Annotated in this window: 23 protein-coding genes and 1 tRNA gene; 4 read left to right on the forward strand and 20 right to left on the reverse strand. The window is 65.5% G+C overall.

Going from position 1 to position 22938, the window contains the following annotated elements; genetic code table 11:
• Positions 1-70 precede the first annotated feature (70 nt).
• Genes ABD683_RS04575 through ABD683_RS04585 form a run of 3 tightly spaced genes read left to right on the forward strand, consistent with a single transcriptional unit; the run spans position 71 to position 2377 of the window.
• Entirely contained in the window at positions 71-1210 is a 1140-nt protein-coding gene (locus ABD683_RS04575; protein WP_344767720.1) for an AI-2E family transporter, read from the forward strand.
• A gap of 27 nt (positions 1211-1237) precedes the next feature.
• Positions 1238-1783 carry a hemerythrin domain-containing protein gene (locus tag ABD683_RS04580; RefSeq protein ID WP_344767722.1) on the forward strand — a complete coding sequence of 182 codons (546 nt, stop codon included), beginning with the start codon at positions 1238-1240 and terminating at the stop codon, positions 1781-1783.
• A gap of 9 nt (positions 1784-1792) precedes the next feature.
• Positions 1793-2377 (forward strand): DUF2867 domain-containing protein, encoded by a 585-nt coding sequence (locus ABD683_RS04585; RefSeq protein WP_344767724.1) that lies wholly within the window; start codon positions 1793-1795, stop codon positions 2375-2377.
• A 14-nt stretch (positions 2378-2391) separates the two neighbouring features.
• On the opposite strand, the gene ABD683_RS04590 is transcribed toward ABD683_RS04585, so the two are convergent.
• Positions 2392-3006 (reverse strand): TetR/AcrR family transcriptional regulator, encoded by a 615-nt coding sequence (locus ABD683_RS04590; protein WP_344767726.1) that lies wholly within the window; start codon positions 3004-3006, stop codon positions 2392-2394.
• Positions 3007-3070: 64 nt separating this feature from the next.
• Between ABD683_RS04590 and ABD683_RS04595 the strand changes: the two genes are divergently transcribed.
• Entirely contained in the window at positions 3071-3541 is a 471-nt protein-coding gene (locus tag ABD683_RS04595; protein ID WP_344767728.1) for an SRPBCC family protein, read from the forward strand.
• A 7-nt stretch (positions 3542-3548) separates the two neighbouring features.
• Here ABD683_RS04595 and ABD683_RS04600 read toward each other — a convergent pair whose 3' ends face one another.
• From ABD683_RS04600 to ABD683_RS04690, 19 genes are all read right to left on the reverse strand, one after another.
• Positions 3549-4703, reverse strand: a complete 1155-nt coding sequence (locus ABD683_RS04600; RefSeq protein ID WP_344767730.1) for an NAD(P)-dependent malic enzyme — start codon at positions 4701-4703, stop codon at positions 3549-3551.
• A gap of 323 nt (positions 4704-5026) precedes the next feature.
• A tRNA-Thr gene (locus tag ABD683_RS04605) sits at positions 5027-5102 on the reverse strand.
• A gap of 124 nt (positions 5103-5226) precedes the next feature.
• Positions 5227-6129, reverse strand: a complete 903-nt coding sequence (locus ABD683_RS04610) for a crotonase/enoyl-CoA hydratase family protein (protein ID WP_344767732.1) — start codon at positions 6127-6129, stop codon at positions 5227-5229.
• Entirely contained in the window at positions 6126-7139 is a 1014-nt protein-coding gene (locus ABD683_RS04615; RefSeq protein WP_344771566.1) for an NAD(P)H-dependent flavin oxidoreductase, read from the reverse strand. Before ABD683_RS04615 ends, ABD683_RS04610 begins: the two co-directional genes overlap by 4 nt.
• A gap of 3 nt (positions 7140-7142) precedes the next feature.
• Complete coding sequence (locus tag ABD683_RS04620) at positions 7143-8324, reverse strand: thiolase family protein (RefSeq protein WP_344767734.1); 1182 nt, start codon at positions 8322-8324, stop codon at positions 7143-7145.
• A complete protein-coding gene (locus tag ABD683_RS04625) occupies positions 8321-9055 on the reverse strand; it encodes a TetR/AcrR family transcriptional regulator (RefSeq protein ID WP_344767736.1) in 735 nt (244 codons plus the stop codon). The genes ABD683_RS04620 and ABD683_RS04625 overlap by 4 nt, the downstream gene beginning before the upstream one ends.
• Positions 9052-10455, reverse strand: coding sequence for a 4-hydroxyphenylacetate 3-hydroxylase N-terminal domain-containing protein (locus tag ABD683_RS04630; RefSeq protein ID WP_344767738.1), 1404 nt, complete (start codon positions 10453-10455; stop codon positions 9052-9054). The genes ABD683_RS04625 and ABD683_RS04630 overlap by 4 nt, the downstream gene beginning before the upstream one ends.
• Positions 10452-11669, reverse strand: coding sequence for an acyl-CoA dehydrogenase family protein (locus ABD683_RS04635; RefSeq protein WP_344767740.1), 1218 nt, complete (start codon positions 11667-11669; stop codon positions 10452-10454). The genes ABD683_RS04630 and ABD683_RS04635 overlap by 4 nt, the downstream gene beginning before the upstream one ends.
• Complete coding sequence (locus tag ABD683_RS04640) at positions 11666-13270, reverse strand: class I adenylate-forming enzyme family protein (RefSeq protein WP_344767742.1); 1605 nt, start codon at positions 13268-13270, stop codon at positions 11666-11668. The genes ABD683_RS04635 and ABD683_RS04640 overlap by 4 nt, the downstream gene beginning before the upstream one ends.
• On the reverse strand, positions 13267-14400 hold the full coding sequence (locus tag ABD683_RS04645) for an acyl-CoA dehydrogenase family protein (RefSeq protein ID WP_344767744.1): 1134 nt from the start codon (positions 14398-14400) through the stop codon (positions 13267-13269). Before ABD683_RS04645 ends, ABD683_RS04640 begins: the two co-directional genes overlap by 4 nt.
• Before the next feature lie 30 nt (positions 14401-14430).
• The gene (locus ABD683_RS04650) at positions 14431-15552 is read right to left on the reverse strand and encodes an alpha/beta hydrolase (protein ID WP_344767746.1); all 1122 of its coding nucleotides are present in this window, start codon (positions 15550-15552) and stop codon (positions 14431-14433) included.
• Positions 15549-16253, reverse strand: coding sequence for a nitroreductase family protein (locus ABD683_RS04655; protein ID WP_344767748.1), 705 nt, complete (start codon positions 16251-16253; stop codon positions 15549-15551). Before ABD683_RS04655 ends, ABD683_RS04650 begins: the two co-directional genes overlap by 4 nt.
• Positions 16250-16552: a putative quinol monooxygenase gene (locus ABD683_RS04660; protein WP_344767750.1), complete on the reverse strand. Its 303-nt coding sequence runs from the start codon at positions 16550-16552 to the stop codon at positions 16250-16252. The genes ABD683_RS04655 and ABD683_RS04660 overlap by 4 nt, the downstream gene beginning before the upstream one ends.
• An 87-nt stretch (positions 16553-16639) precedes the next feature.
• A complete protein-coding gene (locus tag ABD683_RS04665) occupies positions 16640-17437 on the reverse strand; it encodes an SDR family oxidoreductase (RefSeq protein WP_344767752.1) in 798 nt (265 codons plus the stop codon).
• Positions 17434-18138 carry a crotonase/enoyl-CoA hydratase family protein gene (locus ABD683_RS04670; RefSeq protein WP_344767754.1) on the reverse strand — a complete coding sequence of 235 codons (705 nt, stop codon included), beginning with the start codon at positions 18136-18138 and terminating at the stop codon, positions 17434-17436. Before ABD683_RS04670 ends, ABD683_RS04665 begins: the two co-directional genes overlap by 4 nt.
• Positions 18135-19340, reverse strand: coding sequence for an ABC transporter permease (locus tag ABD683_RS04675; protein WP_344767756.1), 1206 nt, complete (start codon positions 19338-19340; stop codon positions 18135-18137). The genes ABD683_RS04670 and ABD683_RS04675 overlap by 4 nt, the downstream gene beginning before the upstream one ends.
• Positions 19341-19354: 14 nt before the next feature.
• Positions 19355-20794, reverse strand: coding sequence for an ATP-binding cassette domain-containing protein (locus ABD683_RS04680; RefSeq protein WP_344767758.1), 1440 nt, complete (start codon positions 20792-20794; stop codon positions 19355-19357).
• 42 nt (positions 20795-20836) lie between these two features.
• Positions 20837-21679 carry an SDR family NAD(P)-dependent oxidoreductase gene (locus ABD683_RS04685; RefSeq protein WP_344767760.1) on the reverse strand — a complete coding sequence of 281 codons (843 nt, stop codon included), beginning with the start codon at positions 21677-21679 and terminating at the stop codon, positions 20837-20839.
• A gap of 49 nt (positions 21680-21728) precedes the next feature.
• Positions 21729-22859, reverse strand: a complete 1131-nt coding sequence (locus ABD683_RS04690; RefSeq protein WP_344767762.1) for a sugar ABC transporter substrate-binding protein — start codon at positions 22857-22859, stop codon at positions 21729-21731.
• Positions 22860-22938 lie beyond the last annotated feature (79 nt).

The raw sequence follows: 22938 nt of genomic DNA on the forward strand, positions 1-22938 counted from the left end.
AGGGACGTTGCCTGACTCGCGACGCTCGCTTAACCGGCACCCCTCGGAATCAGTCGTCTAGGCTGGGCGGGTGAGCGAGCCAATCGAGAAGCGCATACGCGACCGCGGTGTCGTCATCGACGAGGGCCTTGGTGTCATGCAGAAGTGGGGCCTGCGCATCATCGTCATCGCCGCAGCGGGGTTGGTCATCGGCTGGATCATCGGACACATCTGGGTCGTGATCTTCCCGGTCGCCATGGCGCTGATCGTCACGACGATCCTCGGCCCGCCGGCCGCGTGGCTCCGATCCAAGGGCTGGCCGTCCCCGCTGGCCGCGGCCGCCGTGATGCTGTCGTTCATCGGCGCGATCGTCGGGATCATCGCGATCCTCACCCCACAGGTCGCCGGCCAGGCCAGTGAGGTCGCCGCGAGTGCGTCCGACGGACTGCAGAAGGTCCGCGACTGGTTGACGGGCGAACCCCTCAACCTGTCCGACGGGCAGATCACCCGGGCCATCGAGGCGCTGCAGGACAAGGTCCAGTCCAGCGCGACGACGATCGGCTCCGGCATCTTCTCGACGATCGGCGCAGCGACCTCCGCTTTGGTCAACCTGATCCTCGTCCTGATGCTCACGTTCTTCTTCGTCAAGGACGGTCACAAGTTCCTCCCGTGGGTCAAGGTCGTCACCGGCCAGCGTGCCGGCGGTCACCTCGTCGAGGTCGCCGATCGAGCCTGGGCCACCCTCGGCGGGTTCATCCGCGTCCAGTCGCTGGTCGCCCTGATCGACGCCGTCATCATCGGCGCCGGCCTCGCAATCCTCGGGTCGCCGCTGGCGATCCCGCTCGCCGTCGTCACCTTCTTTGCCGCGTTCATCCCGATCGTCGGTGCGTTCGTCAGCGGAGCGCTCGCCGTCCTCGTCACCCTCGTCACCAACGACCCCAAGGACGCGCTGATCGCCCTGGTCATCGTGGTGCTGGTGCAGCAGCTGGAGGGCAACGTCCTCTCGCCGATGCTGCAGGGCAAGACCATGAACCTCCACCCCGCGGTCGTGCTTCTCGGCGTCGCCGCCGGTGGCACGCTGTTCGGCATCACCGGAGCATTCCTCGCCGTACCCGTCGTCGCGACGACAGCCGAGATCCTGCGCTACATCAACGAGCGCATCGACGACTCGGTCGCGTGGAACGCGCCGGACCGCGACGACGACGCCGCGGAGATCCTCGACGAGGATTAGCGCTGTCTCCTCGGGGTAGTCCCGGGCATGACAACAATCGACCTGGGCCGACCCGAATCCGGTGATGTCGTCGAGCTGATCCTCGACGACCACCGCCGCTTCGAGGACCTCCTCCGCACGCTCCGCGACGACAGCTCGGACCGGGATGCCGTACGTGCCGCGTTCTCCGCGCTGCACGTCGCACACGCCGAGGCGGAGGAGACGTACGTCTACCCCGTGCTGCGCAAGAAGACCAGCGTCACCGAGCACGACGAGGAGCACGGCGAGAAGGAGCACGCAGAGGGCAACGAGGCGCTGCTCGCCCTGCTGGAATGTGCGAGCACCGACACACAGAAGTTCGACGATGCCCTCGAAGCGCTCGCCGAGAAGGTCAACCACCACCTCACCGAGGAGGAGCTGACGATCCTCAACCCGGCCCGCGAGGAGGTCTCCGACCAGGTCAAGGCCGATCTTGGCGAGAAGTTCGCCACCGCGCGCAACAGCCAGATCGACAACGACTGCGGCTCGATCGAGAACGTCCGCCGGATCGTCGAGGACGCCCACGCCGAGGGGCTGCTGCCGGCAGAGGAATAGTCTCGATGTATGAGGCTGCCCCGTTCGGCGCACGACGAGCAGGGATGGCGCATTGCCGAGATCGCGCCGGACTTCGAGGTCGAGGACGTCTGGGCCCTGCCGGTGCACGGTGGTCCGGACGACTTCCCGCAGCTCCTCGAGGTGATGGCGCACCTCAGCTCCAACAAGAGCCCGTCGCGGGTGAGCCGCGCGCTGTTCGCCATCCGCTGGAAGCTCGGCGCGTGGCTCGGCTGGGACGACGAGAAGCTGCCCATCCCGGGTGACAGCTCGAGCTCGCTGATCGGCCGGTTGCCGCAGGACCTGCGCGACTCGACCGACGGCTTCGACTTCGACTCCCTGCCGTTCGACCCGCTCTACCGAACCGAGCGCGAGGCTGCCGCCGAGATCTCCAACAAGACCGTGCACGCCATGATGCATCTGGGCTGGGTCGACAAGGGCCACGGCGACAACCAGGGGCAGATGGCCGTGCTGGTGAAGCCTCGGGGCAGGTTCGGCACCGTCTACATGGACCTGATCAAGCCATTCCGACATGCGATCGTCTATCCGGCTCTCATGCGCCAGATCGAGCAAGCCTGGAACTCACGCGATCGTTAGCGGCGAGCTCGCCGTCAGCCTGAGCGACGTGCGCGGGCCGCAAGGCCTTCGAGCTGGATCGCGAGCAGGTCGCGTACGGCACCGGCCTGACTCGAGGCAAAGACGCCCTGTCGACTCCATGCGGCAGCGCCGGCCACCGAGGCATGCAGTCCGGCGACGAGAAGGGCACGATCCCCGGGCCTGAGCTCGACGCCGAGAGCGCGCTCCACGATGGATGCCAGCCTCTGCTGGTGGCGATGGCCCTGCTCGAGCACCCGCGCGCCCGGCGCGACGTGACGCAGGAGCTCGGGCGACTCCTCGATCAGGGTCAGCAGCACCGGATGTCCGGCCAGTGACTCGGCCATCGTGGATGCCGCCTTCTCCGTGGTCGCGTCACGCCCGAGAGACCTCTCCAGCTCATCCAGCCAGCCGGCATACTGCTCGTCCATCACGTCCAGCAGGATCTCCTCGCGGGAGCCTCCGTGGCGCAGGACGTTGCTCGGCGCCAGACCGGCTCGCCCGGCGATGGCGCGCAGGGTGACCTGGGAGGCGATCGTCGAGGTCAGCAGCTCGCGGGCCGCGGCCCGGATCGCGTCGCTGCGCACGGCCCGCTGCTCGGGTGTGCGGGCGCGGCTGAACGAGTCGGCCATCTCGTCTCCTTACAGAACGGTGTTCCGTTATATTAGTCGAGCCCACCGCCGACCAGGAGCACACATGCCCAGGACCTACACTTTCAGCATCCAGCGTCACGGCATCGCCGATGCCACGACGGCGTTCAACCTCATTCGCGACGCCGAGTCGTGGGCTCGATGGGCAGGTCGGCCGATCACGTTCTCCGCCTGGCAGGGCGACGAATCGCGCTCAGCCGAGGCGACCGTGGTTGGTCGTACACGGCTCGTGGGGACGCCGCGGTTCAAGACAGCCGAGGTGGTCACCGTCGACGACCGGCCCACGACGCACGGCTACCGCATACCGGCGCGCTGGCCCGTACGCGACTACTCGGCGACCGTTCATTTCCTTCGCACTGAGCACGGCGGGCTGACCGTCACTTGGTCAGGGACGTTCATCGAGCGAGTTCCCGGAACCGGAGTGATCTGGCGGGCCTATCTGAGGCGCTTCCTCGGCAACCTCGCCGAGCGGCTGATCGCGCACGCGGCCGAAGCGCCCGCGACACGCTCCGCGTAGAGGAGCCTCACGCTGACGAGTCGGCAGTCTCGGCCGCAGCTCGTACGGCGGCCGCGACGCGCTTGTGCACCTCGGGGTGGAACACGCTGGGCACGATGTAGTTGGCGTTGAGCTCGTCCGGGGTGACGGTGGCAGCAATGGCGTCAGACGCGGCCAGCAGCACCTCGGTGCCGATGCCGTGCGACTGGGCGTCGAGCAGTCCCCGGAAGATGCCGGGGAACGCCAGCACGTTGTTGATCTGGTTGGGGTAGTCCGAGCGCCCCGTCGCCACCACCGCGGCGTGCCGGCGGGCGATCGCCGGCTCGATCTCGGGGTCGGGATTGGCAAGAGCGAACACGATCGAGTCATCCGCCATGGCCTCGACGTCCTCGGCGGCGATCAGGTTGGGCGCGCTGACGCCGATGAACACGTCTGCACCGGCGAGCACGCCGCGGAGATCGCCCGTACGACCGGTGGCGTTGGTGTGCTCGGCGATCCAGCGCAGCGACTCGTCGAGGCCTTCGCGCTCACGGTGGACGACGCCCTGGACGTCGCACACCGTCACGTCAGTGGCGCCGGCATGCAGCATCAGCTTGAGCACCGCCGTACCCGCAGCGCCCGCGCCGACCAGCACGATACGAGCCGACCCGATGTCCTTGCCGACGACCGACAACGCGTTGCGCAGCGCGGCGAGCACGACGACGGCCGTGCCGTGCTGATCGTCGTGGAAGACGGGGATGTCGAGCCGCTCGCGCAGCCGTGCCTCGATCTCGAAGCACCGGGGCGCCGAGATGTCCTCGAGGTTGATCCCGGCGAAGCCCGGAGACAGCGCGGCGACGGTCTCGACGATCTGGTCGACGTCCTGGGTGTCGAGCACGATAGGCCACGCGTCGATGTCGGCGAAGCCCTTGAACAGCGCCGCCTTGCCCTCCATCACCGGCAGTGCGGCGTGCGGGCCGATGTTGCCGAGACCGAGCACCGCCGAACCGTCGGAGACGACCGCGACGCTGTTGCGCTTGATCGTCAGTCGGCGCGCGTCCTCCTTGTTGGCAGCGATGGCCATGCAGATGCGGGCGACGCCGGGCGTGTAGATCATCGACAGGTCGTCGCGGTTGCGGAGCGGATGCTTCGTCGCTGTCTCGATGACGCCGCCGAGGTGCATGAGGAACGTACGGTCCGACACCTTGATGACGTCGACATCGGGTACGCCCTTGAGCGCCGTGACGATCCGTCCGCGTGATCGGTGTCGGACGCGGCGCAGGTGAGGTCGATGCGCAGGGCGTCACCGCCGGAGCCCGTGACGTCGAGCGCGGTCACGAGTCCGCCGGCCTGCTCGACCGTCGTCGTCAGCTCGCTGACGCCGGACCCGCCCGACGGGACTTCGAGGCGAATCGTGATGGAGTAGGAAATGCTCGGAGGAGCTGAGGTCACCCGTCCAGCATGCCGGTGGCTGACAACTCTCGGCTACCCGGTGCCGGGTGGCGACATCAAGCGATATCCACGGAATGGAGCCCCCGACAGGAGTCGAACCCGCGACATTCTCATTACAAGTGAGACGCTCTACCAACTGAGCTACAGGGGCATGGACCGCAGTACTTGACCGTGGGCCAGAGACCATCGTAGTGGAGGCCTCGAGGCGTCTGCACGGCGTGGCGCTCGTACGCCTGCGAGTGCCGCGCGATGTGCCACAACCCCTCCGTCCACAGTCACTTGCCCTTCTTCACGGGCCGGTATTCAGGAGCCTCGAACGTGCCAAACACTTCTGGCGAGTCGCGCGAGACCTTGTCGATGAATGCCGCGGGACGCTTCTCCAAGAAGGCGGCAATACCTTCCTCCGCATCCCTGCTCGAAAGACGGGCGTTGAGAGCAAGAGTCTCGACCTCGTGGGCGACAACAGGGTGCGGTGCCGCAGACAACCTCCAAAGCATCTGACGGCTGAGGGCAAGCGACACCGGTGCCGAGCTCTCTGTCAACGACACCGCCAGGCCATGCGCGTCATCGAGCAGCTCGGCTGGATCGTGAAGGCTGCGGACCAGACCAGCGGTGAGCGCGTCCTCCGACGAGAACAGCCGCCCGCTGTAGACCCACTCGAGAGCCGTCTGCATTCCAACCAGCCGCGGCAGAAACCAGCTCGAGCACGACTCGGGCACGAGTCCCCGACGGGCGAAGACCAGACCGAGCTTTGCGGCCGGAACCGCGAGGCGAAAGTCCGCGGCGAGGGTCATGGTCAGCCCGACGCCGACCGCCGGCCCGTTTATCGCGGCAATCACCGGCTTGCGCATCTCGAACATCCGCAGGACGACCCGTCCGCCACCATCGCGACGCAGCTCGTCGCTCGGCCTGCTGCCCCCCTCGCTATCGCTGGGATCCCCCGAACCCCAGTCAATGGCGCTCGCATCGTTGCCACCCAGGTCCATACCGGCGCAAAACGCGTGACCGCTGCCGGTCAGCACGAGCGCTCGTACTTCGTCGTCATCGTCAACACGTCCGAGGGCTCGCATCAGCTCGCCCTCCATGATGTCTGAGAAGGCATTGAGCTTCTCGGGACGGTCGAGTGTGATCGTCGCGATGCCATCCACGACGTCGAGACGAATCTGCTCGAACGTCACGACCGACCCAGAATCCGTGAGAGGCGCCCGGTGACGATCTCTTCGGCCTCCGCAACAATGCGTCCGACCAGGTCCGTCGCCGAGGGGATGTCACGGATGAGGCCCTGCGCCATGCCCACGCTCCAGATGCCAGCCTCAGGATCCCCGCTTTCGTATACGGTCCGACCGCGTTGACCGTTGACGAGGTGTTGGACATCTCCGAACTCGCCGCCACCGTCCAATATCGCCACGGTCTCCCGGCTAGCTGCATTGCTCGCAACGCGAGCGGTGTTGCGCAACGTGCGAAATATCAGCTCGGTATCGAGCTCGGACGCGGCAACGATGGCTTCCTTGATGCTGTGGTGAATCGGCGACTCCTGGGTGCAGAGAAACCGCGTCCCCATGTTGATGCCGTCTGCCCCGAGCGCGAGGGCCGCGGCGAGGCCGCGACCATCGGCCAGTCCGCCGGAGGCAAGCATCGGAATGGTGATCTTCTCTGCCGCCGCAGGGATGAGGACCAGGCCGGGAATGTCGTCCTCGCCCGGATGTCCAGCGCACTCGAAGCCGTCGATGCTAATCGCGTCGACACCGGCGTCCTGAGCCTTGACGGCATGGCGCACGCTCGTGCACTTGTGTATGACCTTGACGCCGTGCTCGGTGAAATACGGCATGTGCGGCGCAGGATTGGAGCCGGCTGTCTCCACGATGCGCACACCCGACTCGACGATCGCCTCGCGGTACTCGTCGTACGGTACCGGCTTGATCGTCGGCAGGATCGTGAGGTTCACTCCGAAGGGCCCGTCAGTGAGTTCCCCACAGCGCTTGATCTCTGCGACCAGCCCTTCGGGCGATGACTGTGTCAACGCAGTGATGAGCCCCAGTCCACCACCCTTGGAGACGGCAGCCGCGAGCTCGGCCGTCCCTACCCACTGCATGCCCCCTTGGACCACTGGGTGCTTGACGTTGAATGTCTCGGTGAATCGAGTCGTCAGCACTGTCGTATCTCTCCTGCGTGTCGGTTTGTTGGGCAGAGCTCAGAGGCGTTCGATGATCGTGGCGTTCGCCAGACCGCCGGCTTCGCACATCGTCTGAAGGCCGTAGCGTCCCCCGGTCACCTCGAGGTGGTTGAGGAGCGTGCCCAGCAGGCGGGTACCCGACGAACCGAGCGCGTGCCCCAATGAGATGGCACCTCCACGCGGATTGAGTCGTTCCGGGTCCGCGCCCAGTTCGTGTGCCCAGGCAAGCGGTACTGGTGCGAATGCCTCATTGACCTCGTACGCATCGATGTCGTCGATCGCGAGACCACTACGCTCCAGCACCTTGCGCGACGCCGGGATCGGGGCCGTCAGCATCATCAACGGATCGTCGCCGGCAACCGCGAAGGCGTGGAATCGCGCTCGAGGCGTGAGTCCCAGCTCGGCCGCCTTCGCCTCGCTCATGATCAACGCTGCGGAGGCGCCGTCAGTCAAAGGCGAAGAGTTGCCGGGCGTGATCAACCAGTCTGCCTCGGGAAAGCGTCTGGCCATCTCGTCGGAGCGAAACGACGGACGAAGCGCCGAGAGGCCCTCGAGGCTGGTCGAGCGACGTACTGTCTCATCGACCAGGTGAGGAGCACCGTCAGGACCGGCGATGGCAACGATCTCGCGATCGAAGAATCCCGAATCGATCGCGTCCTCGGCAAGCCGATGGGATCGCAGCGCGTAATCGTCGAGCGTCTCGCGGTCGAGCTTCCACCGGGCAGCGACGAGCTCTGCCGAGACTCCCTGACCGATCAACCCGTCGGGGTAGCGATCGGCAATGCCCGGCCCGTAAGGGTCCTGCCCGATCGGTGACGTCCCGAGTGGCAGTCGACTCATCGACTCGACACCGGCCGCGATGACAATGTCGTACGCGCCGGCCATGACGCCCTGTGCTGCGAAATGTGCGGCCTGCTGGCTCGAACCGCATTGTCGATCGATCGTCGTCGCCGGCACAGACTCGGGGAATCCGGCGGTCAGCAACCCTTGCCGGGCGATGTTCAGGCTCTGCTCCCCCACCTGCTGCACACAACCGGCGATGACGTCGTCGACCGATGCGGGATCGAGGCCGTTGCGCTCGACCAGCGCCGACAACACCTCGGCAAGGAGCGTGACGGGGTGGTGATGCGAGAGCGCACCTCCAGGCTTGCCACGTCCTGACGCGAGCCGAACGACGTCGATGATCACCGCAGATGTCATGTGGATGGGCCTCCGTTTGTGTTGTCGACGACCGGTTCGGTCAGTCCGACGAGACTGGTCACTGCAATGGTCAGGATCTCGACGCCGTTCCCGACCTCCCGCTCGCCCAGCAGCACGAAATGTTCGTAGCTGTAGCGCTCGACCAGAGTCGCCATCAGATCAGCGAGATCTGCCGGGTCGAGATCGTCGCGTACCGTTCCGGCATCGACGCCCAGGCGCACGCACTCCTCGAGGCGCGCGCGGTAGACCCGGTAGTAGTCGACGTAGAGCAGCCGAAGACGTGGAGACACGAGCTTGCCGGTCTCCCAGAGCTCGAGCAGCTCGGCATTGCGGACGTACAGGCCGAGGAAGCGGTCGATGAAGTCGCGCAGGGCCGGCACTCCACCGAGGCTGTCCCAGCGATCGAGCTGGCTGGCCAGCGACGCCTTGATGAAGTCGACGACGATCAACGCCGTCACGTCGTGGATCTCCTTGAAGTACTGGTAGAACGTCGCGAGGCTCACGTTCGCGTTCTGTGCAATTTCGGCAACGGTGGTCCCGGTGTAGCCCTTCTCCTGAAACAGCCGTCTCGCGCTCTCGGCAAGGTTCCTGCGGGTCTGTTCCGCCTGCGGCCCCAGCACCTGCGAGCGCTTCATGCGCCGCTCGCCCGTGCCGATCGACTCCACCGAGCGGCGCAGGCGATCTTCGACATCGGCGACCTCGAAGCCTTCCGAGGGAGGGCGCCCGGTCATGTCGGCACGTCCACGTCGTCGAGCTCGCCGATGCCTGCCGTGTACAGCGCCAGTTCCTTCGCGCGGTCCATGTCGTAGTGCTTGCGAGCCACGATCTGTTGGGCATACAAGCCTCCGCCACCCTGCAACGTCGTGACCAGCTGCCAGCCACCGAACTGGTCCGCGGTGAAGTCTCGGATCGCGTGGAAGAGCCGCATGCGGTATTTCGCGTCCACTCCCGGCATGGTCCGCATGTACTTTTCGAGGTACTTGCCGGTCTCAGGATTCTCAAGATCGGCCAGCGTCGGCGATGTCAGCACTGAGCCACCCGCCACGTCATGCAGATTGCGCACCATCTTCGCGAACTCGCTGGCGGCGTAGTACTTCGCGGAGTTGGTGAAGAGCTCATCGGGTGAGATCCATCCCTCCGGCGTCCGCCCAGCCGACGACAGCGCCGCCTCGTAGCATCCGCGGATCAGCGACGCATAGATGATCATCTCGCCGATCTTGTCCCGGATGTGGGGTATGCGTTCAGTTCCATTGGCCTCACTGATGAGCTGGGCGAGCCCCACGAGAGTGTCACCGAGCTCGACGTAATGACGGACACTGCCAAGCCGCTCCCACAGGCCGAGAGCGTGGGCGAACGTCGCCGAGTGTTCGACCTCGCCAGCGAGGAACACCCTTTCGTTGGGGACGAAGACTTCATCGAAGACGACGAAGCCTTCGGTCATCACGTTGTGGCGACTGTAGGGGTAGTAGCGCTCGTCCTGATCGGGACGCGGCGCGAAGCTGGTGTTGATTACGGTGACTCCCGGCGCGTTGACCGGTACGGCGCACGCCACCGCCCAGTCCTCCTCGCCGGCCTTCATCCGTTTGGTGGGCATCACGATCAGGTCGTGGGCCATCGCCGCGGACGAGATGTGCAACTTGGCACCCGTGATCACGATTCCGTCGTCCCTGCGATCGACGATCCGCAGGTAGAGGTCGGGGTCGTCCTGCTTCCCCGGCGGTAGCGCCCGATTGCCTTTCGCGTCGGTGATGGTTTGCACGCACCGAATGTCGCGTCGCTTGGCGCCCTTGTAGTACGCGAGGATGCGGTCGGCGTACACAGGAAGGTCAGCTCGCATCCGACTTCCAGCCGTCATCAACATCAGCAGCGAGTGCACCGTCGAACCTGTGGCGAAGCTCCACGTGTTCTGGACCTCCTCTTGAGCGCGCAGCTCGTCAGGCGTCTCGGGGATCTCGTAGTACGGACCGTGCGCCCCCGGCGCCGGGTCGAAGTATCGGTCGTAGTCTCCCGCCGCACTATCGACGGCCGCCCTGAAGAGGGGATGCGTCGTCGCGTCCTCGACCCGCTCGCCGTTGACGAAGAGGCGACGTCCGTCGCGCAATGACTCGCGGTACTGGTCGGCGTTCATCATGAGCGGTCCTCCTGGAGTGGTCGGACCTCACGCGGGAGGCCCAGTGCTCGCTCGGCGAGGATGTTGCGTTGGATCTCGTCGCTGCCGCCGGCGATGCGCGTGGCGGGCATTCCGAGCAGTACGCGAGACCAGGCGAACGTGCCCCACGCACCCGTGTCTGCGACGATCGAGGGGCCGAGGATGTCGACCGCGGTCTGGACGAGTCGGCGATCTGCATCCGTTGCGAAGAGCTTGATCAGACTCGCACCAGCCGCAGCAACGGGCGCGGACGCCGTGGCGAGCGATTCTGGAAGATTCTCCGTCACGACCTCTCGGATGTAGGCATCAGCAATACGGTCGCGCGCTCCGGGGTTGGACCACGCCCCGACCTCGCGGACGACCAGAACGAGCCTGTCGAGCAGCCGCAGGAAGAGATCCGATCCTGAGTCGCCGAAATTGTCGCGTTCGCTGCTGAGACTCACGTTTGCTACAGCCCAGCCTTCACCCACCGCGCCCAGGACGTCGCCGTCCGGGATGAAGACGTCGTCCAGGAACACCTCGTTGAAGTGAGCCGTACCGGTCATCTGGCGGAGAGGTCGTACCGTGACGCCCGGCGACGCCATGTCGAGCACGAACATCGTGAGCCCGCGGCTTCGCGTGCCGGGATCCTCTGACGTCCTGGCGAGCAGCTCCCCGACATGCGCCAGATGTGCCCCAGATGACCAGACCTTCTGTCCAGTGACCCGCCACCCCCCGTCGACCCGCCGGGCTCGGGTCGTCAGCGCGGCCAGGTCGCTGCCGGCGCCAGGCTCGGAAAAGAGCTGGCAGCCGACGAGGTCGCCGTTCCACAGCGCGGGAAGCACGCGCTCGCGCTGCTCCGTGGAGCCGTACACCAGCACTGCCGGGGCGAGGATCTGCTGACCGACCAGCAAGCTGTTGAGATCTGGTGCGTCGTAGCGTCGGGCGATCTCGGCGAACACTCGTCGCTCGGCCACGCCGAGTCCGGCGCCGCCGAGCTCGACCGGCCCATCCAGCCAGGCCAGGCCCGCGTCGGCGAGCTCGTGCTGGTAATGGCGAGCCCGCTCGAGATCTGCATGCTCGTCGGCGGCGACGCGAAAGGCTGCACCGACCATGGAGTCGTCGCCCCAACCGTGCTCCAGCGTCTGTGGGCGCGGCGGGAAACGATCCTTGAAGAATGCTTCGACCCTCGCTGCAAAAGCCTCGATCTCGTTCATCGCGCACCGTCCCCCGTCACGCCAGACTGGTACATGTCTGCGACCAGCTCAACCACGGCGAACTTCTGCAGCTTGCCGTTGACGTTGCGTGGCAGGTCGTTCATCGCGAAGAACCGGATCGGAACCTTGTAGGACGCCAACCTGTCACGGCAATGCCTGGTCAGGTCTTGTTCGTCAAGCTCCTGCCCGGGCGCCAGCTCAATGGCTGCGATCACCACCTCGCCCCAGTATTCGTCAGGCTGCCCCACCACGGCCACAGATCCCACGGCCGGATGTTCGAGAAGGACTGTCTCGATCTCGATGGGGTAGACGTTCTCGCCACCACGGATGATCATGTCGGTCTTGCGTCCGGCCAGGAACAGATAGCCGTCATCGTCCATCCAGGCCAGGTCTCCGGCCCTGAACCACCCATCGACCACAGCTTGCGCTGTTCGCTCCGGATCGTCGAGGTATCCGCTCATGACGGTCTCCGAGCGCGTACAGATTTCGCCCACCTGTCCTCGTGGCACGTCACGCAGCGCGTCGTCACAGAGCCGCAGGTCAACGCCGTACATGGGCCGGCCGATCGATCCGAGCAGGTGCTCTTCGCCGGCCAGGGCTCGCAAGTGGTCCTCGGGATAGAACATCGTCTGCCCTGCTCCTTCGGTTCCGGCGCCGAAGCTGTTGAAGAAGTCGCAGTCGAACGTCGCCAATGCGTCGCGGAGCAGGTCGATGCCGATCGGTGAACCGCCGTAGACCATCGAGCGCAGGTTCGGGTAGGACTGGTCGCGCACGCCCGGCTCGTTGAGTAGCGCCTTGAGCATCGTCGGCATCAGGAGGCCACCCGTGAGCTTGCCGCTCTTCATCCATTTGAGCAGCTCAGCGGGATCGAACTGGTCAAGGATCAGGGAGGCGAATCCACGCGCGATGCCGTAGTAGATCGAGCCCATGCCGGCTGCGTGAAACATCGGCGACGCCGTGTAACGGAGCTCGCCACGCTTGAAGCCGAAGTCGAGCAGGGACACATTGGTTGAGACGCCCACCATGCGCATCGACTGCATCACGCCCTTCGGCCGACCCGTCGTGCCGCTCGTGAACATGATCGAGATGATGTCTTCCCATTCGGTCTCGACCTCAATGTCACTGTCGTCCTGCTGCTCCTCGATCAGACCGGCGATGGTCGGCAGTCCATCGAGATCGTCGAATCCTGCCTGGAACTTCAGGTGCGGGCAGGCTGCTCGCACCGCAGCGGTGACCTCGTCGTACCGGGCCATCGTCACGAAGCCATCGAGCTTGGCGGCCTTGGCGATCGTCACGATCTCTGGTGCGGTCAGCCGGTAGTTGAACGGGACGTAGGTCGAACCGACCTTCATCGACGCCATCAGCAGCACCATGTAGTCGATCGAGTCGGTCGCGAGGATCCCGATGCGGTCATGCCGTGTGATGCCTTGACCCTGGAGCGCCCGGGCCAACCGGTTCACGCGACTGTTGATCTGTCCGAACGTGTACGTCGTGCCGTCGCCCATGACAAGGCACGGCTCATCGGGCGAATAGCGCCCATGCAGCGATATCCAGTTGGCGGGTACCAGGGAGGAGAGCTTGGCGGGTCCGGCGGCATTCACGACGACTCCTTTTCGTCGAGGAGGTGGGAGGCGATCTTGGCACGGTGGTGATGCGGTGATCCGAGCAAGACCTCGCTCGACACCGCGCGCCTGTAGTAGAGGTGCGCAGGATGCTCCCAGGTGAAACCGATCCCACCGTGAAGGTGGATCGTGCTGTCGGCGGCGGCGGAGTAGACCTCGGAGCACAAGGACTGCGCGACACTTGCCGCGATGGCCAGATCAGCGGGCGAAGCCGTCGACGACGCGGCCGCATGCGCCAGCGCTGCCCGCGCGGACTCAACCGCGACCAAGAGGTCCGCCAGGTGGTGCTTGACCGCCTGGAAGCTCCCGATCGTCCTGCCGAACTGCTCACGCAGCTTCACGTACTCGACCGTCATGTCCAGGGCACGCTGCGCGCCGCCCACCTGCTCGGCCGCCAGGGCGATCGACGCGAGCTGGCACATGTGCGCGACGGCGTCTGCCGCAGAGTGACCTGGTCGGAGCATGCGCGAGGCAACATCGTCGAAGCTGACCCTTGCCTGGCGTCGAGTCGCGTCGATCGTCTCCATGGCGGTGATCGTCACACCTGGCGCGTCGGCATCGACCACGAGAACGCCGATACCCTCGTCAACCTTCGCAACAACCAGGAGCGTGTCAGCGAGGCAACCGTCAAGGACGAAGAACTTGTGGCCGGTCAGCTTCCGCTCGGCGCCGCTGCCCGTGGCGACAGCTCTGATCAGGTCCGCGTCCCAGCTCATCTCGGACTCGACCAGTGCGACCGTGACGACCCGCTCTCCGGACGCGATGCCCGGCAGCAGCAGCTCCTGCACCTCGCGGTCGTCGAGCGCGAGCAGCAACGGTGCCGCCATCGCCACGGTGGCAAAGAACGGTCCGCTGACAAGAACGCGACCCATCTCCTCGAACACGACGAGCAGGTCAGGGAACGTGAATCCACCGCCGCCGAGCTCCTCGGGGATCGCGAGACCATGCAGGCCGAGGTCCCGCGCCATGGACGTCCAGAGCTCAGATTGAGTACGTTCGTCGGCTTCAGCCGCGCGGCGCATCTCGGCCTCCGGCCACCGCTGCGCGAAGTAGGTCTGCAGCGTCGATCGGAGATCGACCTGCTCCTCAGTCGGTGCGAGGAACGCCATCGCGTGTCCCTTCACGTGGTTGCCGCACAGTCATCGGACCGTCCGGGAGGCCAGCCAGTCGGCAAGGGTGTCGGCCACGATGTCGCGCGCGTCCACGGGCTCGACGAAGTAGTGGTCACCCTTCAACGTCACGAGGTCCTTGTCGGTCGACACTGCTCCGTCGAACAGGCCCTGCGCGTCGGCGGGGAAGACACCCATGTCGCCGTCAGGCTGCACGACCAGCATGGGGAGGTCCATCCGCTTCAGATGCTTGGCCGCCACACAGTCGGACTCCTCCAGGCTGAACATGTTGAGCCACGTTCGCAGCGTCGACATCACGCCGACGCCGAACACGCCGTAGTTGGCATGCTTGGGCTCACCGAAATAGCACAACGGCGTTGGTCGGTTCGATGGATCGATCGTGGGATCGACGTAGCGCAGATCGGCCCACGTCCGCGGCATCGAGAAGATCCGGTCGCGCGCGGGGCCACCGGACATGGCGTCGATCTGCTCCTTGCACCAGGCGGTCAGGCGATGGTTGCGCTCGATCTGTGCCGCGCGGTAGCGCTCGACGAACTCGGGGGTGAACGACGGCCCGTTGTCGGGATGGAACATGTCGAGCTCTGGATCGACCGAGTTGGGATCGGTCTCATCCGTCACCGACGGGTCCATGGTCTTGGTGATCCACTCGGGGCGGCCCGGGTGGGCGGCCAGGTAGATCATGAGATCTGCCGTCGGCAGATTCAGGGCCTCCTCGAATACCTGGGCGCGACCGTACGCGGGACGGATGTTCGGCTCGCGTGACTGCGAGTGATACGCCGACATCAGCGAACCGCCGCCGGAGTTGCCCACCAGCACGACCTGCTCGACACCCTGCTCACGCAGCCAAGAGATGCCCACACCGACCTCGACCAGGGCGTGATCGAGCGTGAAGAAGTGCTCCGCACCACGGAAACGGGTGTTCCAGCCGAGGAACCCGTAGCCACGCTCGGCCATCCGGGTCGCCATGTAGTGCTCGGAGAAGTCGACGTTGTAGTGGCTCGCGATGATCGCCGTCTTGGGCTTCTTGCCCGACGGTGTGTAGTAGATGCCCTGGCACGGATGCCCTCCGGCGCCTGCGCGGCCGAGAGCCGGTGACGGCAGTCCTACGAATTCCCGATCGATTCCTGTCATTGAGGATCGTTCCCTTCTCGTGCTTCGCCTGGGTCGACGCTCTCGCGCCAGCGGTCGTGGTGAATGACGGCGTCGATTGGCAGACGCCGAGCTGGGCCGAACGGCCGGTCTGGCCAGCCGATCGGGATCATGGTGCCGATGTGCACGTCGTCAGGCAGGCCGAGGATCTCGCGTATCGCGTCCTCGTTGCCGACCTGCATCATCGTGAGCGTCGCGCCCAGGCCCATCGAGCGAGCAGCAACGAGGATGTTCTGGCTGGCTGTGTTTGCGACGGACCAGAGATAGCGGACGTCGGGCCCCCGAGTCGGGTACGAGTGCTCGGCACAGACAAAGATCAGCACCGGGGCCTGGGCGACGTTCACGACCAGGTGCCGAGACTCCTTGCGGATGTGCGCGTCGCTGTCATCAGCGGGTGCGCCCAACGAGTCGATCCATTTCACGAACCTCCCGAGCGCCTCCCCGATGGCGGCCTTCTGCACTGGGTCGCTCACGACGACGAAGCGCCACAGCTGGGTGTTGTTGGGGCTCGCCGCGCGCGTGCCCGCCCATATGAGCGCGCGGATGAGCTCCTCCCGAATCGGCTCCGGCTTGAGCCGGCGCATGGCCCGGGCGGTCCCGATCATTCGCAGCGTCTCGTTGAGTGGCGCTCCATCAGGGAAGTCGTCGACCTCGATGACATCGGCCTGCTCGACAGCGCTCACTGCAGCACCGTGCGCTCGGTGACGTCGTAGCGGTTGATCGACATGCTGATGACCTCGAAGTCGCGGAGTGCGCGCGACCAGGATCGGTAGTGATCGGCCCGGACGTGATGGTCCATGGCCTCCTGGTCCGCAAACTCCTCGAAGATCTCGAAGACGGCTGAGTTGTCGATGCTGCGCGCAAACCGGTAGTCAGCACATCCCGGCTCGCGTCGCGTCTCCTCGACGAGCGGGCGACACAGATCCGCGAAGGCGTCGGCGGAGTGACCAGCGACTTCCAAGATTCCACTGATGACGATCATGAATTCCTCCTCGTGGGAACGGCCGACGTCTGACAGGTCATCAGACACCGAAGACGCGTTGACGCGCGGCAGAGTTGTCGGTTCATGTCAGGCGTCCCCGAACGGCGAGGCGAGCGCGCCAACCCTGACCGAGGCCAGCAGTCCTTGGTCGGTCGGCAGGATCACACCGGACACGGCGCCGGCGTCGGGCCCACCGAGGTAGACGAGAACTGACGCCTGCTCGTCAGCCGTCGTCATCCGTCCGAACGGCAGCGGGAAGGCCGACACGTAGCCCCGACCCGCCGGGGCACTCCCCAACATGGGTGTGTCGACCAGACCGGGACAGATCGCATTGACGCGGATCTCCCTCGGCGCCAGCTCGGCACAGCGCAGCAGTGTCTCGACGACCACGCACTGCTTCGAGAATGGATAGGCACTCGGTGCCAGGAGCTCCGCATGATCGGTGCACCAGTCGCCGAGGTCGTCGATTCCGACTGTCGCAAGGAAGCCTTGCACCAGCTCGAAGTTCTTGTCCCATTTCCACCCGCCGACCGAAGCGATGTTGGTGATCGACCCACCGTCTGGCATCAGCGGCAAGACCATGTCGATCACGTCTCGCAGACCGAAGACATTCACGCGGAGGGTCGTCTCTGGACCGGCTGCACCCGTGACACCAGCACAGTTGAAGAGCCGGTCAATGGATGTGAGATCAGCAAGTGCGGCCAGGACCGACGCGCGATCCGTCACATCGGTGACTCGAAGATCGACTCCTTGCGGTGCACCCACGTCACGATCGAGACCGATGACTCGGGCTCCCAGCTCGATGAGGCGACTCGCGGTTGCGTGGCCGATCCCGGAGGCGGCACCCGTCACGACAGCGACTGAACCCGCGTACGGGGAACTCATGCGACGTCCTCCGTCGGCGGGTAGAGGTCTTGGCCACGGAGAGTCTCGATCAGCGGACGATGAGCGATGCGACGAGTGACGCCGAGGGGCCCCGAAGGGAGCTTGGAAAGTTCACGGGCAAAGCTCACAGCTGCCGACACGGGGTCGTCAGCCAGGTCGTCGAGGTAGCCGTGTCTCACGGCTCGGTGCGGGTCGCCTGCGTCGGCGAAGATCGTCGCGGCGATGAGGTGGTGTCGGTCGAGACGCGCGGCAGCCAGTGTCAGCGCGAACGCCGGCAGCGCCATGCCGAGTCGTACTTCCTTCAGGCCGATCGTGTAAGCGCCCGGTGCGCCGATGCGGTGGTCGGCGCAGAGCAGGAGCAGTGCACCAGCCGCGATCGAGTGACCCGTGCAGGCGACCACGACAGGCACCGGGGCCTCGAGCAGCTCGAGATAGAGCTCCTTGGCATCGTCGAGCAGCCGTACGAGCCCTGCGCCACCTTCGGCCACCACTGCGAGGTCGAAACCAGCACTCAACACATCGTCACGGCCGGCGATGACCAACGGCACCCGGTGATCCACTGCGATGACGAGGGCTTCTCGGAGCTGCGCGATCATGTCAAAGCCGAGGACGTTGACCTTGCCGTCGTCGAGCGCCGCAATGACGATGTCGTCGCGTGTGTCGACTGACACGACGCACGCCCGCCGGGTGTTGGTCGTCATGCCGGCCGCCGCTGCAGGAATGTGCTCAGGGCGACCGTCACGATCAGCACGACGCCGTTGATGACCTGGGTCCAGGTGTATGGCACGCCGCCTATCACGAGACCGTCGGTGACGTAGACCAGCGCGATGCTGCCGGCGACCGTGCCCCAGATGTGGAATCGGCCACGCGACAGGATCACGGTCGAAAGGAATGCACCTGCGTACGCCGGCAGCAGAAGTGGATCCGCGACGCCAGGTGACGCCGAGCCCTGCTGGGAGGCGATCAACAGGCCTGCGATCGAGGCGATGACACCCGAGAAGACGAAGAGGGAGAGCGAGATCCGCCTGGTCTTGATACCGGCGAACGCCGCCGCGGTCTCATTGCCACCGACCGCATAGATCGCGTGCCCCACCGCGGTGTACTTCATGCCGGTCCACACCAGAAGCCCCAGCGCAAAGACGATGATGATCATCCAGTCGAACTCGTCAGGAATGCCCAGCGCCCACGCACCTCCAACGATGCCAGCGGCCGCGACGGCAAGGACGGCGATCTGGGGCTTGCGACGCGAATCCGGCCCGGGAAACCGCTGGTCGAGCGAGATCAGCATGGCCGCGACCACTGCGGCAATCATCAGAAGGCCGATGGCGATGGGCACCTTGTTCTGGAAATCACCGATCGAACCCGCGCCCGAGAACCAGGACGCCAGGGGACCACTGTCCGGGGTCGGGCCCACGACCTGGCCTGAGGAGTAGACGACCGTGAACCCCGCGAACAGACCGCCCGTGCCCAATGTCGCGATGAACGCGTTGACCTTGAACCGGGTCACCAGGATCCCGTTCAGCAAACCGGCCACGGCACCAGTCAGCACCGTCAGCAGGACGGCGATCTCCATGGACAGGCCTGCGTCCAGGAAAAGGCCCAGTGCGATGAAACACCCACCTGTGGCCATCGCCGCAACACTCAGGTCAAACTGACCTCCGCACAGGCACACCGCCACCGCGACCGCGAGCACCAGCTGCGGGGTGCTGCGGCTGACATCGAATGTCAGCCGAGTGACGTCGTAGAAGTCGCCCTGCAGCCAAAACGCGTAGACGAGGAACACCAGCCCGAATGCGGCCACCGTGGCGACACTCGACATGCCTTCCCGCGTCGGCCCACGACGGCCACCAGCAGCCGTCTTCTGGGGTGATGCAGCCGACGGCTCCAGCTCTTTGATTGACATCGTGGGCCTTTCCTTCATGCCAGTTCGGTGATCAGGGGAGACAGCTCTTGCGGGGCGATCCAGTCGGTCAGCGTGCCATCGGCATTCAGCACGCCGACCCGGTCCGCCAAGGCAACGATGTCCTCGTGATCCGACGACGCGATCAACACAGCGGTACCGCTGTCTGCGATACGGCGAATCTGTGCATAAATCTCTCGGCGCGTGGCGACATCGACCCCCCGTGTCGGCTCGCACAGCACGAGCAGCTGCGGACGACGCATCAGCGCACGCGCCAAAAGTGTCTTCTGTTGATTGCCACCGGAAAGGTCCGAGACAGTCGCATCAAGGCGATGCGGCACCACCGACAACGTCTCGACCGCCTCGTCGACATCGCGACGCATCTGGCGCACGTTCAGCAGACCCGAACGCATACGCCAACGGGACCAACCGCCCGCGGCAACGTTGAACTCCACAGAGCTGTCGCTGAACACGCCTTCGCTCTCGCGATGCGCAGGCACGCATGCACGCCGCAGATTGGCATCAACTGTCATGGTGCCCCGCTCGGGTGAATGCAACCCGGCCACCACGTACGCGATCTCGTGCAAGCCGGAACCCAGGGGCCCGGTCAGCGCCGTGATCCCTCCGGCCGAGACAGTGAGGTTGATCGGCCCCGCATCGCCGACGTGCACACCCTCAAGCGTGCACACCGCGGCGCCCCCGACAACGACGGGTGGGGAATCAGCCGAGTGCGCACTCTTGGTCCGCCCACGCGACATCGTCTCGATCAGGTCAGCCTTCGACACGCGGCTCGCCAGGTCGTCGAGTGCCACCTCGCCATCGGACAGCACGACATATCTGGAGGCCACGCCGACCAGCTCGTCGAGCTTGTGGGTCACCATCAGCACCGTCGCACCCAGCTCCGCGGCCACCCGCAGTCTCTCCACCACCCAACGGGACTCCCGGGGGTGAAGACCTGCAGTCACTTCATCGATCACGACAGTCTCGGCACCGCGATCAAGCGTTCGAGCCACCGCAACCATCGCCCGCTCCCCCAGGCTCAGGTGTGAGATCAGCGCGTACGGGTCGATCGACGACAGGCCCACCGCCTCCAACGCCTGGGTTGTCAGGCGGGCCTCGTTCCGCGGATTGACGACCCGACGCGGGGCACCCAGGAACATGTTGTCCGCAACCGTCATGTCTTCCACCAGACCCAGATCCTGATGCACCACGCCCAGGCCTCGGCGGCCCCCACGTACAGCGATCGAGCCCGCGTCTGCGGTGTAGACACCGTCGAGGATCTTCACGAGGGTGGACTTGCCAGCGCCATTCGACCCGAGCAACGCCACGAACTCCCCGCGCGCGAACGAGCAGGTCACCCCGTTGAGCGCCTGCGTCGCACCGAAGCGCTTGCGTACGTCCGTGACCTCGATCATGACGTCATCGGGTGCGTCCGTCCTGAGTACGCCGATCACCATGGGGCCATCTCCTGGTCGGTCGAGGGGCGCTTCATCGCGTGCTCACAGGACGAGGTGTCCGGCGTCGACCGGCAAGATGACACCGGTGATGTTTGCCGCTGCGTGCGAGGCAAGGAAGCATGCTGCGCGGGCGACGTCGTCCGGGAGGCTCGGCCGCTTGATCGGCATGTCCTGGGCCCGCGTCGAGAAGTAGTCGGTACCGCCCTCGAGGTCCATCTCGCCGAACCTCTCGATCAGGCCCTCGGTCAGAACCGCTCCTGGCGCGAGGCACACCACGCGGACGCCGTCCACGCCGAGCTCGGCAGCGAGGGCCTTCGTGAGGCCCTGGACGCCGTGCTTGGCGGAGGCATAGTGCGCGATGCCCGGCGGACGGCCCGTCCGAAAGCCGGCGATCGAGCTGATGTTGATGACGACACCTTCGAGGCCGGCCTCGCGCAGGGCAAGGGCCGCAGCGCGGGAGCCGTAGAACGTACCCGTGAGATCCAGTCCGATGACGAGCTCCCAGTCCTCGTCCCGCAAGTCAGCAAGCATGTGGGACGGGTAGATTCCTGCGGCATTCACCCAGATCAGTCTTTGGGCGCCATCGGTCAGCGCACTGCGCGCCACGGCGTTGAGCTCGACACTGTCGCGTACGTCGACCAGGTGGCTGGTGACCGTGGCGCCGTGGCGGTGCGCCAACATCGCGGCGGACTCCTCCACCTTGGGATCCACGTCCAGCAGGATGACAGCGGCACCCAGCTCGGCGAGGCGATTCGCGATCGCCAGACCGATTCCCTGGGCACCGCCGGTGACAACTGCAGCGGCGTCGTCGAACCGGACCAGGGAGGCGAAAGCTGCACCCGCGTACTCATACGAGTCACGCATCAGATCTGGTGTGCTCTTCACGATTCTCCCTTGTCCGGTTCGACTGTGCCGTGCTTGCAGGTTTGCGAACCTACTTGCCCCACAGCTCCTTGAACTTCGCTTCGTAGTCGAACTTCGGAAGCACGAAGGGCAGCCCCTTCGGGTAGTTGCCATATGTGCTCTTGTCGACCAGGCCGACGGGCATCTTGTTGGCTTCCCAGTTGTCCACACCAGCGATCGAACGCACGAGCTCATCAACCGACGCCCATCCGTAGTACGGCGTGGAGATCAGCACGTCCGCCTTGGCGACCGCCGGCGTTCCCGAACCAACCATGTCGACGAACGGCGAGAGACCGCCGTGCCCAATCACGTTGAAGTCATTTCGACCAAGCTGAGCTGCTGCGTTGCTGAGCACCGATGCCGGAGTGTCGAACGGCACGATCACCGAGCTGATCTTTCCAGCCGGATTCTTGTTGAGCAGCGAGGTGAAGATCGGCGCATTGGGCTGGACCGATTCCGTCAACAACAGCGACGGGGTCTCGACGTTGCACTTCGGGCACAGCTCCTTGACACGCGCCGCCGCGGACTTCATCTGCTGCTCTGACGCCTTGAACTCGGTGTTCTGGTAGACGACGACAGTGTCACCGGCCTTTGCCTTCGACGCCGCGTAGGCCGCCTGCGCCTTGCCTGCGAGATCACCATCGTTGCCCACACCGACGATGCCGTCGGAGAGGTTCGGGCCGCACAGGGCACACACGATCGGGATGTCAGCTGCCTGGGCCGCCTTGATGGCCGAGTCGACCGCTTCCGGCGTCACCGACACCAAGATGATGCCCTCGACCTTGTCCAGCACAGCCTTCTCGATCAGCTGTGCCTGCGTGGTCGGGGCAAACTTTCCGTCACCCGGAGCGTCGGCCGTCCAGCCGAGCGCCTTGATGGCGTCCATTGCGTTGTTGGCCAGGATCGTCGGTCCAGGTGACGCGAGACCACTGGCGATGACCGCGACATTGTGGGTGCCTGGGTCGACCTTGTCGGTCGGGAACGGGAACTTCACGTCACCAGACAGCAGCGTCTTGACCTCGGCAGCCGCCGAGTCGTTCGTCGTTCCTGAAGATCCCGGCGATCCGTCGCCAGCATCGTCACTGCTTCCTCCGCAGGCGCCGAGCAGAATCGCGGCAGCTGCCACAAGTCCTGCTCCAGCCCTCAGTCGGCCTGTCCTCATGCGTTGTCCTCTCTTGACTTCGGCTCCGCAGGGTCTGCTCGACGCATATCCGAGTAGGTCGGGTCGCCCGTCGGTCGTC

The organism is Aeromicrobium panaciterrae (assembly GCF_039537165.1).
In the GTDB taxonomy this organism is placed as follows: domain Bacteria; phylum Actinomycetota; class Actinomycetes; order Propionibacteriales; family Nocardioidaceae; genus Aeromicrobium; species Aeromicrobium panaciterrae.

Excerpts from the sequence above, each read along its gene's own strand:
- ABD683_RS04690 (WP_344767762.1), bottom strand. The coding sequence starts at position 22,859 with ATGAGGACAGGCCGACTGAGGGCTGGAGCAGGACTTGTGGCAGCTGCC.
- ABD683_RS04635 (WP_344767740.1), bottom strand. The coding sequence starts at position 11,669 with ATGAACGAGATCGAGGCTTTTGCAGCGAGGGTCGAAGCATTCTTCAAG.
- ABD683_RS04650 (WP_344767746.1), bottom strand. The coding sequence starts at position 15,552 with ATGACAGGAATCGATCGGGAATTCGTAGGACTGCCGTCACCGGCTCTC.
- ABD683_RS04580 (WP_344767722.1), top strand. The coding sequence starts at position 1,238 with ATGACAACAATCGACCTGGGCCGACCCGAATCCGGTGATGTCGTCGAG.
- ABD683_RS04680 (WP_344767758.1), bottom strand. The coding sequence starts at position 20,794 with ATGGTGATCGGCGTACTCAGGACGGACGCACCCGATGACGTCATGATC.
- ABD683_RS04630 (WP_344767738.1), bottom strand. The coding sequence starts at position 10,455 with ATGATGAACGCCGACCAGTACCGCGAGTCATTGCGCGACGGACGTCGC.
- ABD683_RS04670 (WP_344767754.1), bottom strand. The coding sequence starts at position 18,138 with ATGACGACCAACACCCGGCGGGCGTGCGTCGTGTCAGTCGACACACGC.
- ABD683_RS04595 (WP_344767728.1), top strand. The coding sequence starts at position 3,071 with ATGCCCAGGACCTACACTTTCAGCATCCAGCGTCACGGCATCGCCGAT.
- ABD683_RS04645 (WP_344767744.1), bottom strand. The coding sequence starts at position 14,400 with ATGGCGTTCCTCGCACCGACTGAGGAGCAGGTCGATCTCCGATCGACG.
- ABD683_RS04660 (WP_344767750.1), bottom strand. The coding sequence starts at position 16,552 with ATGATCGTCATCAGTGGAATCTTGGAAGTCGCTGGTCACTCCGCCGAC.
- ABD683_RS04585 (WP_344767724.1), top strand. The coding sequence starts at position 1,793 with ATGAGGCTGCCCCGTTCGGCGCACGACGAGCAGGGATGGCGCATTGCC.
- ABD683_RS04675 (WP_344767756.1), bottom strand. The coding sequence starts at position 19,340 with ATGTCAATCAAAGAGCTGGAGCCGTCGGCTGCATCACCCCAGAAGACG.
- ABD683_RS04620 (WP_344767734.1), bottom strand. The coding sequence starts at position 8,324 with ATGACATCTGCGGTGATCATCGACGTCGTTCGGCTCGCGTCAGGACGT.
- ABD683_RS04665 (WP_344767752.1), bottom strand. The coding sequence starts at position 17,437 with ATGAGTTCCCCGTACGCGGGTTCAGTCGCTGTCGTGACGGGTGCCGCC.
- ABD683_RS04590 (WP_344767726.1), bottom strand. The coding sequence starts at position 3,006 with ATGGCCGACTCGTTCAGCCGCGCCCGCACACCCGAGCAGCGGGCCGTG.
- ABD683_RS04625 (WP_344767736.1), bottom strand. The coding sequence starts at position 9,055 with ATGACCGGGCGCCCTCCCTCGGAAGGCTTCGAGGTCGCCGATGTCGAA.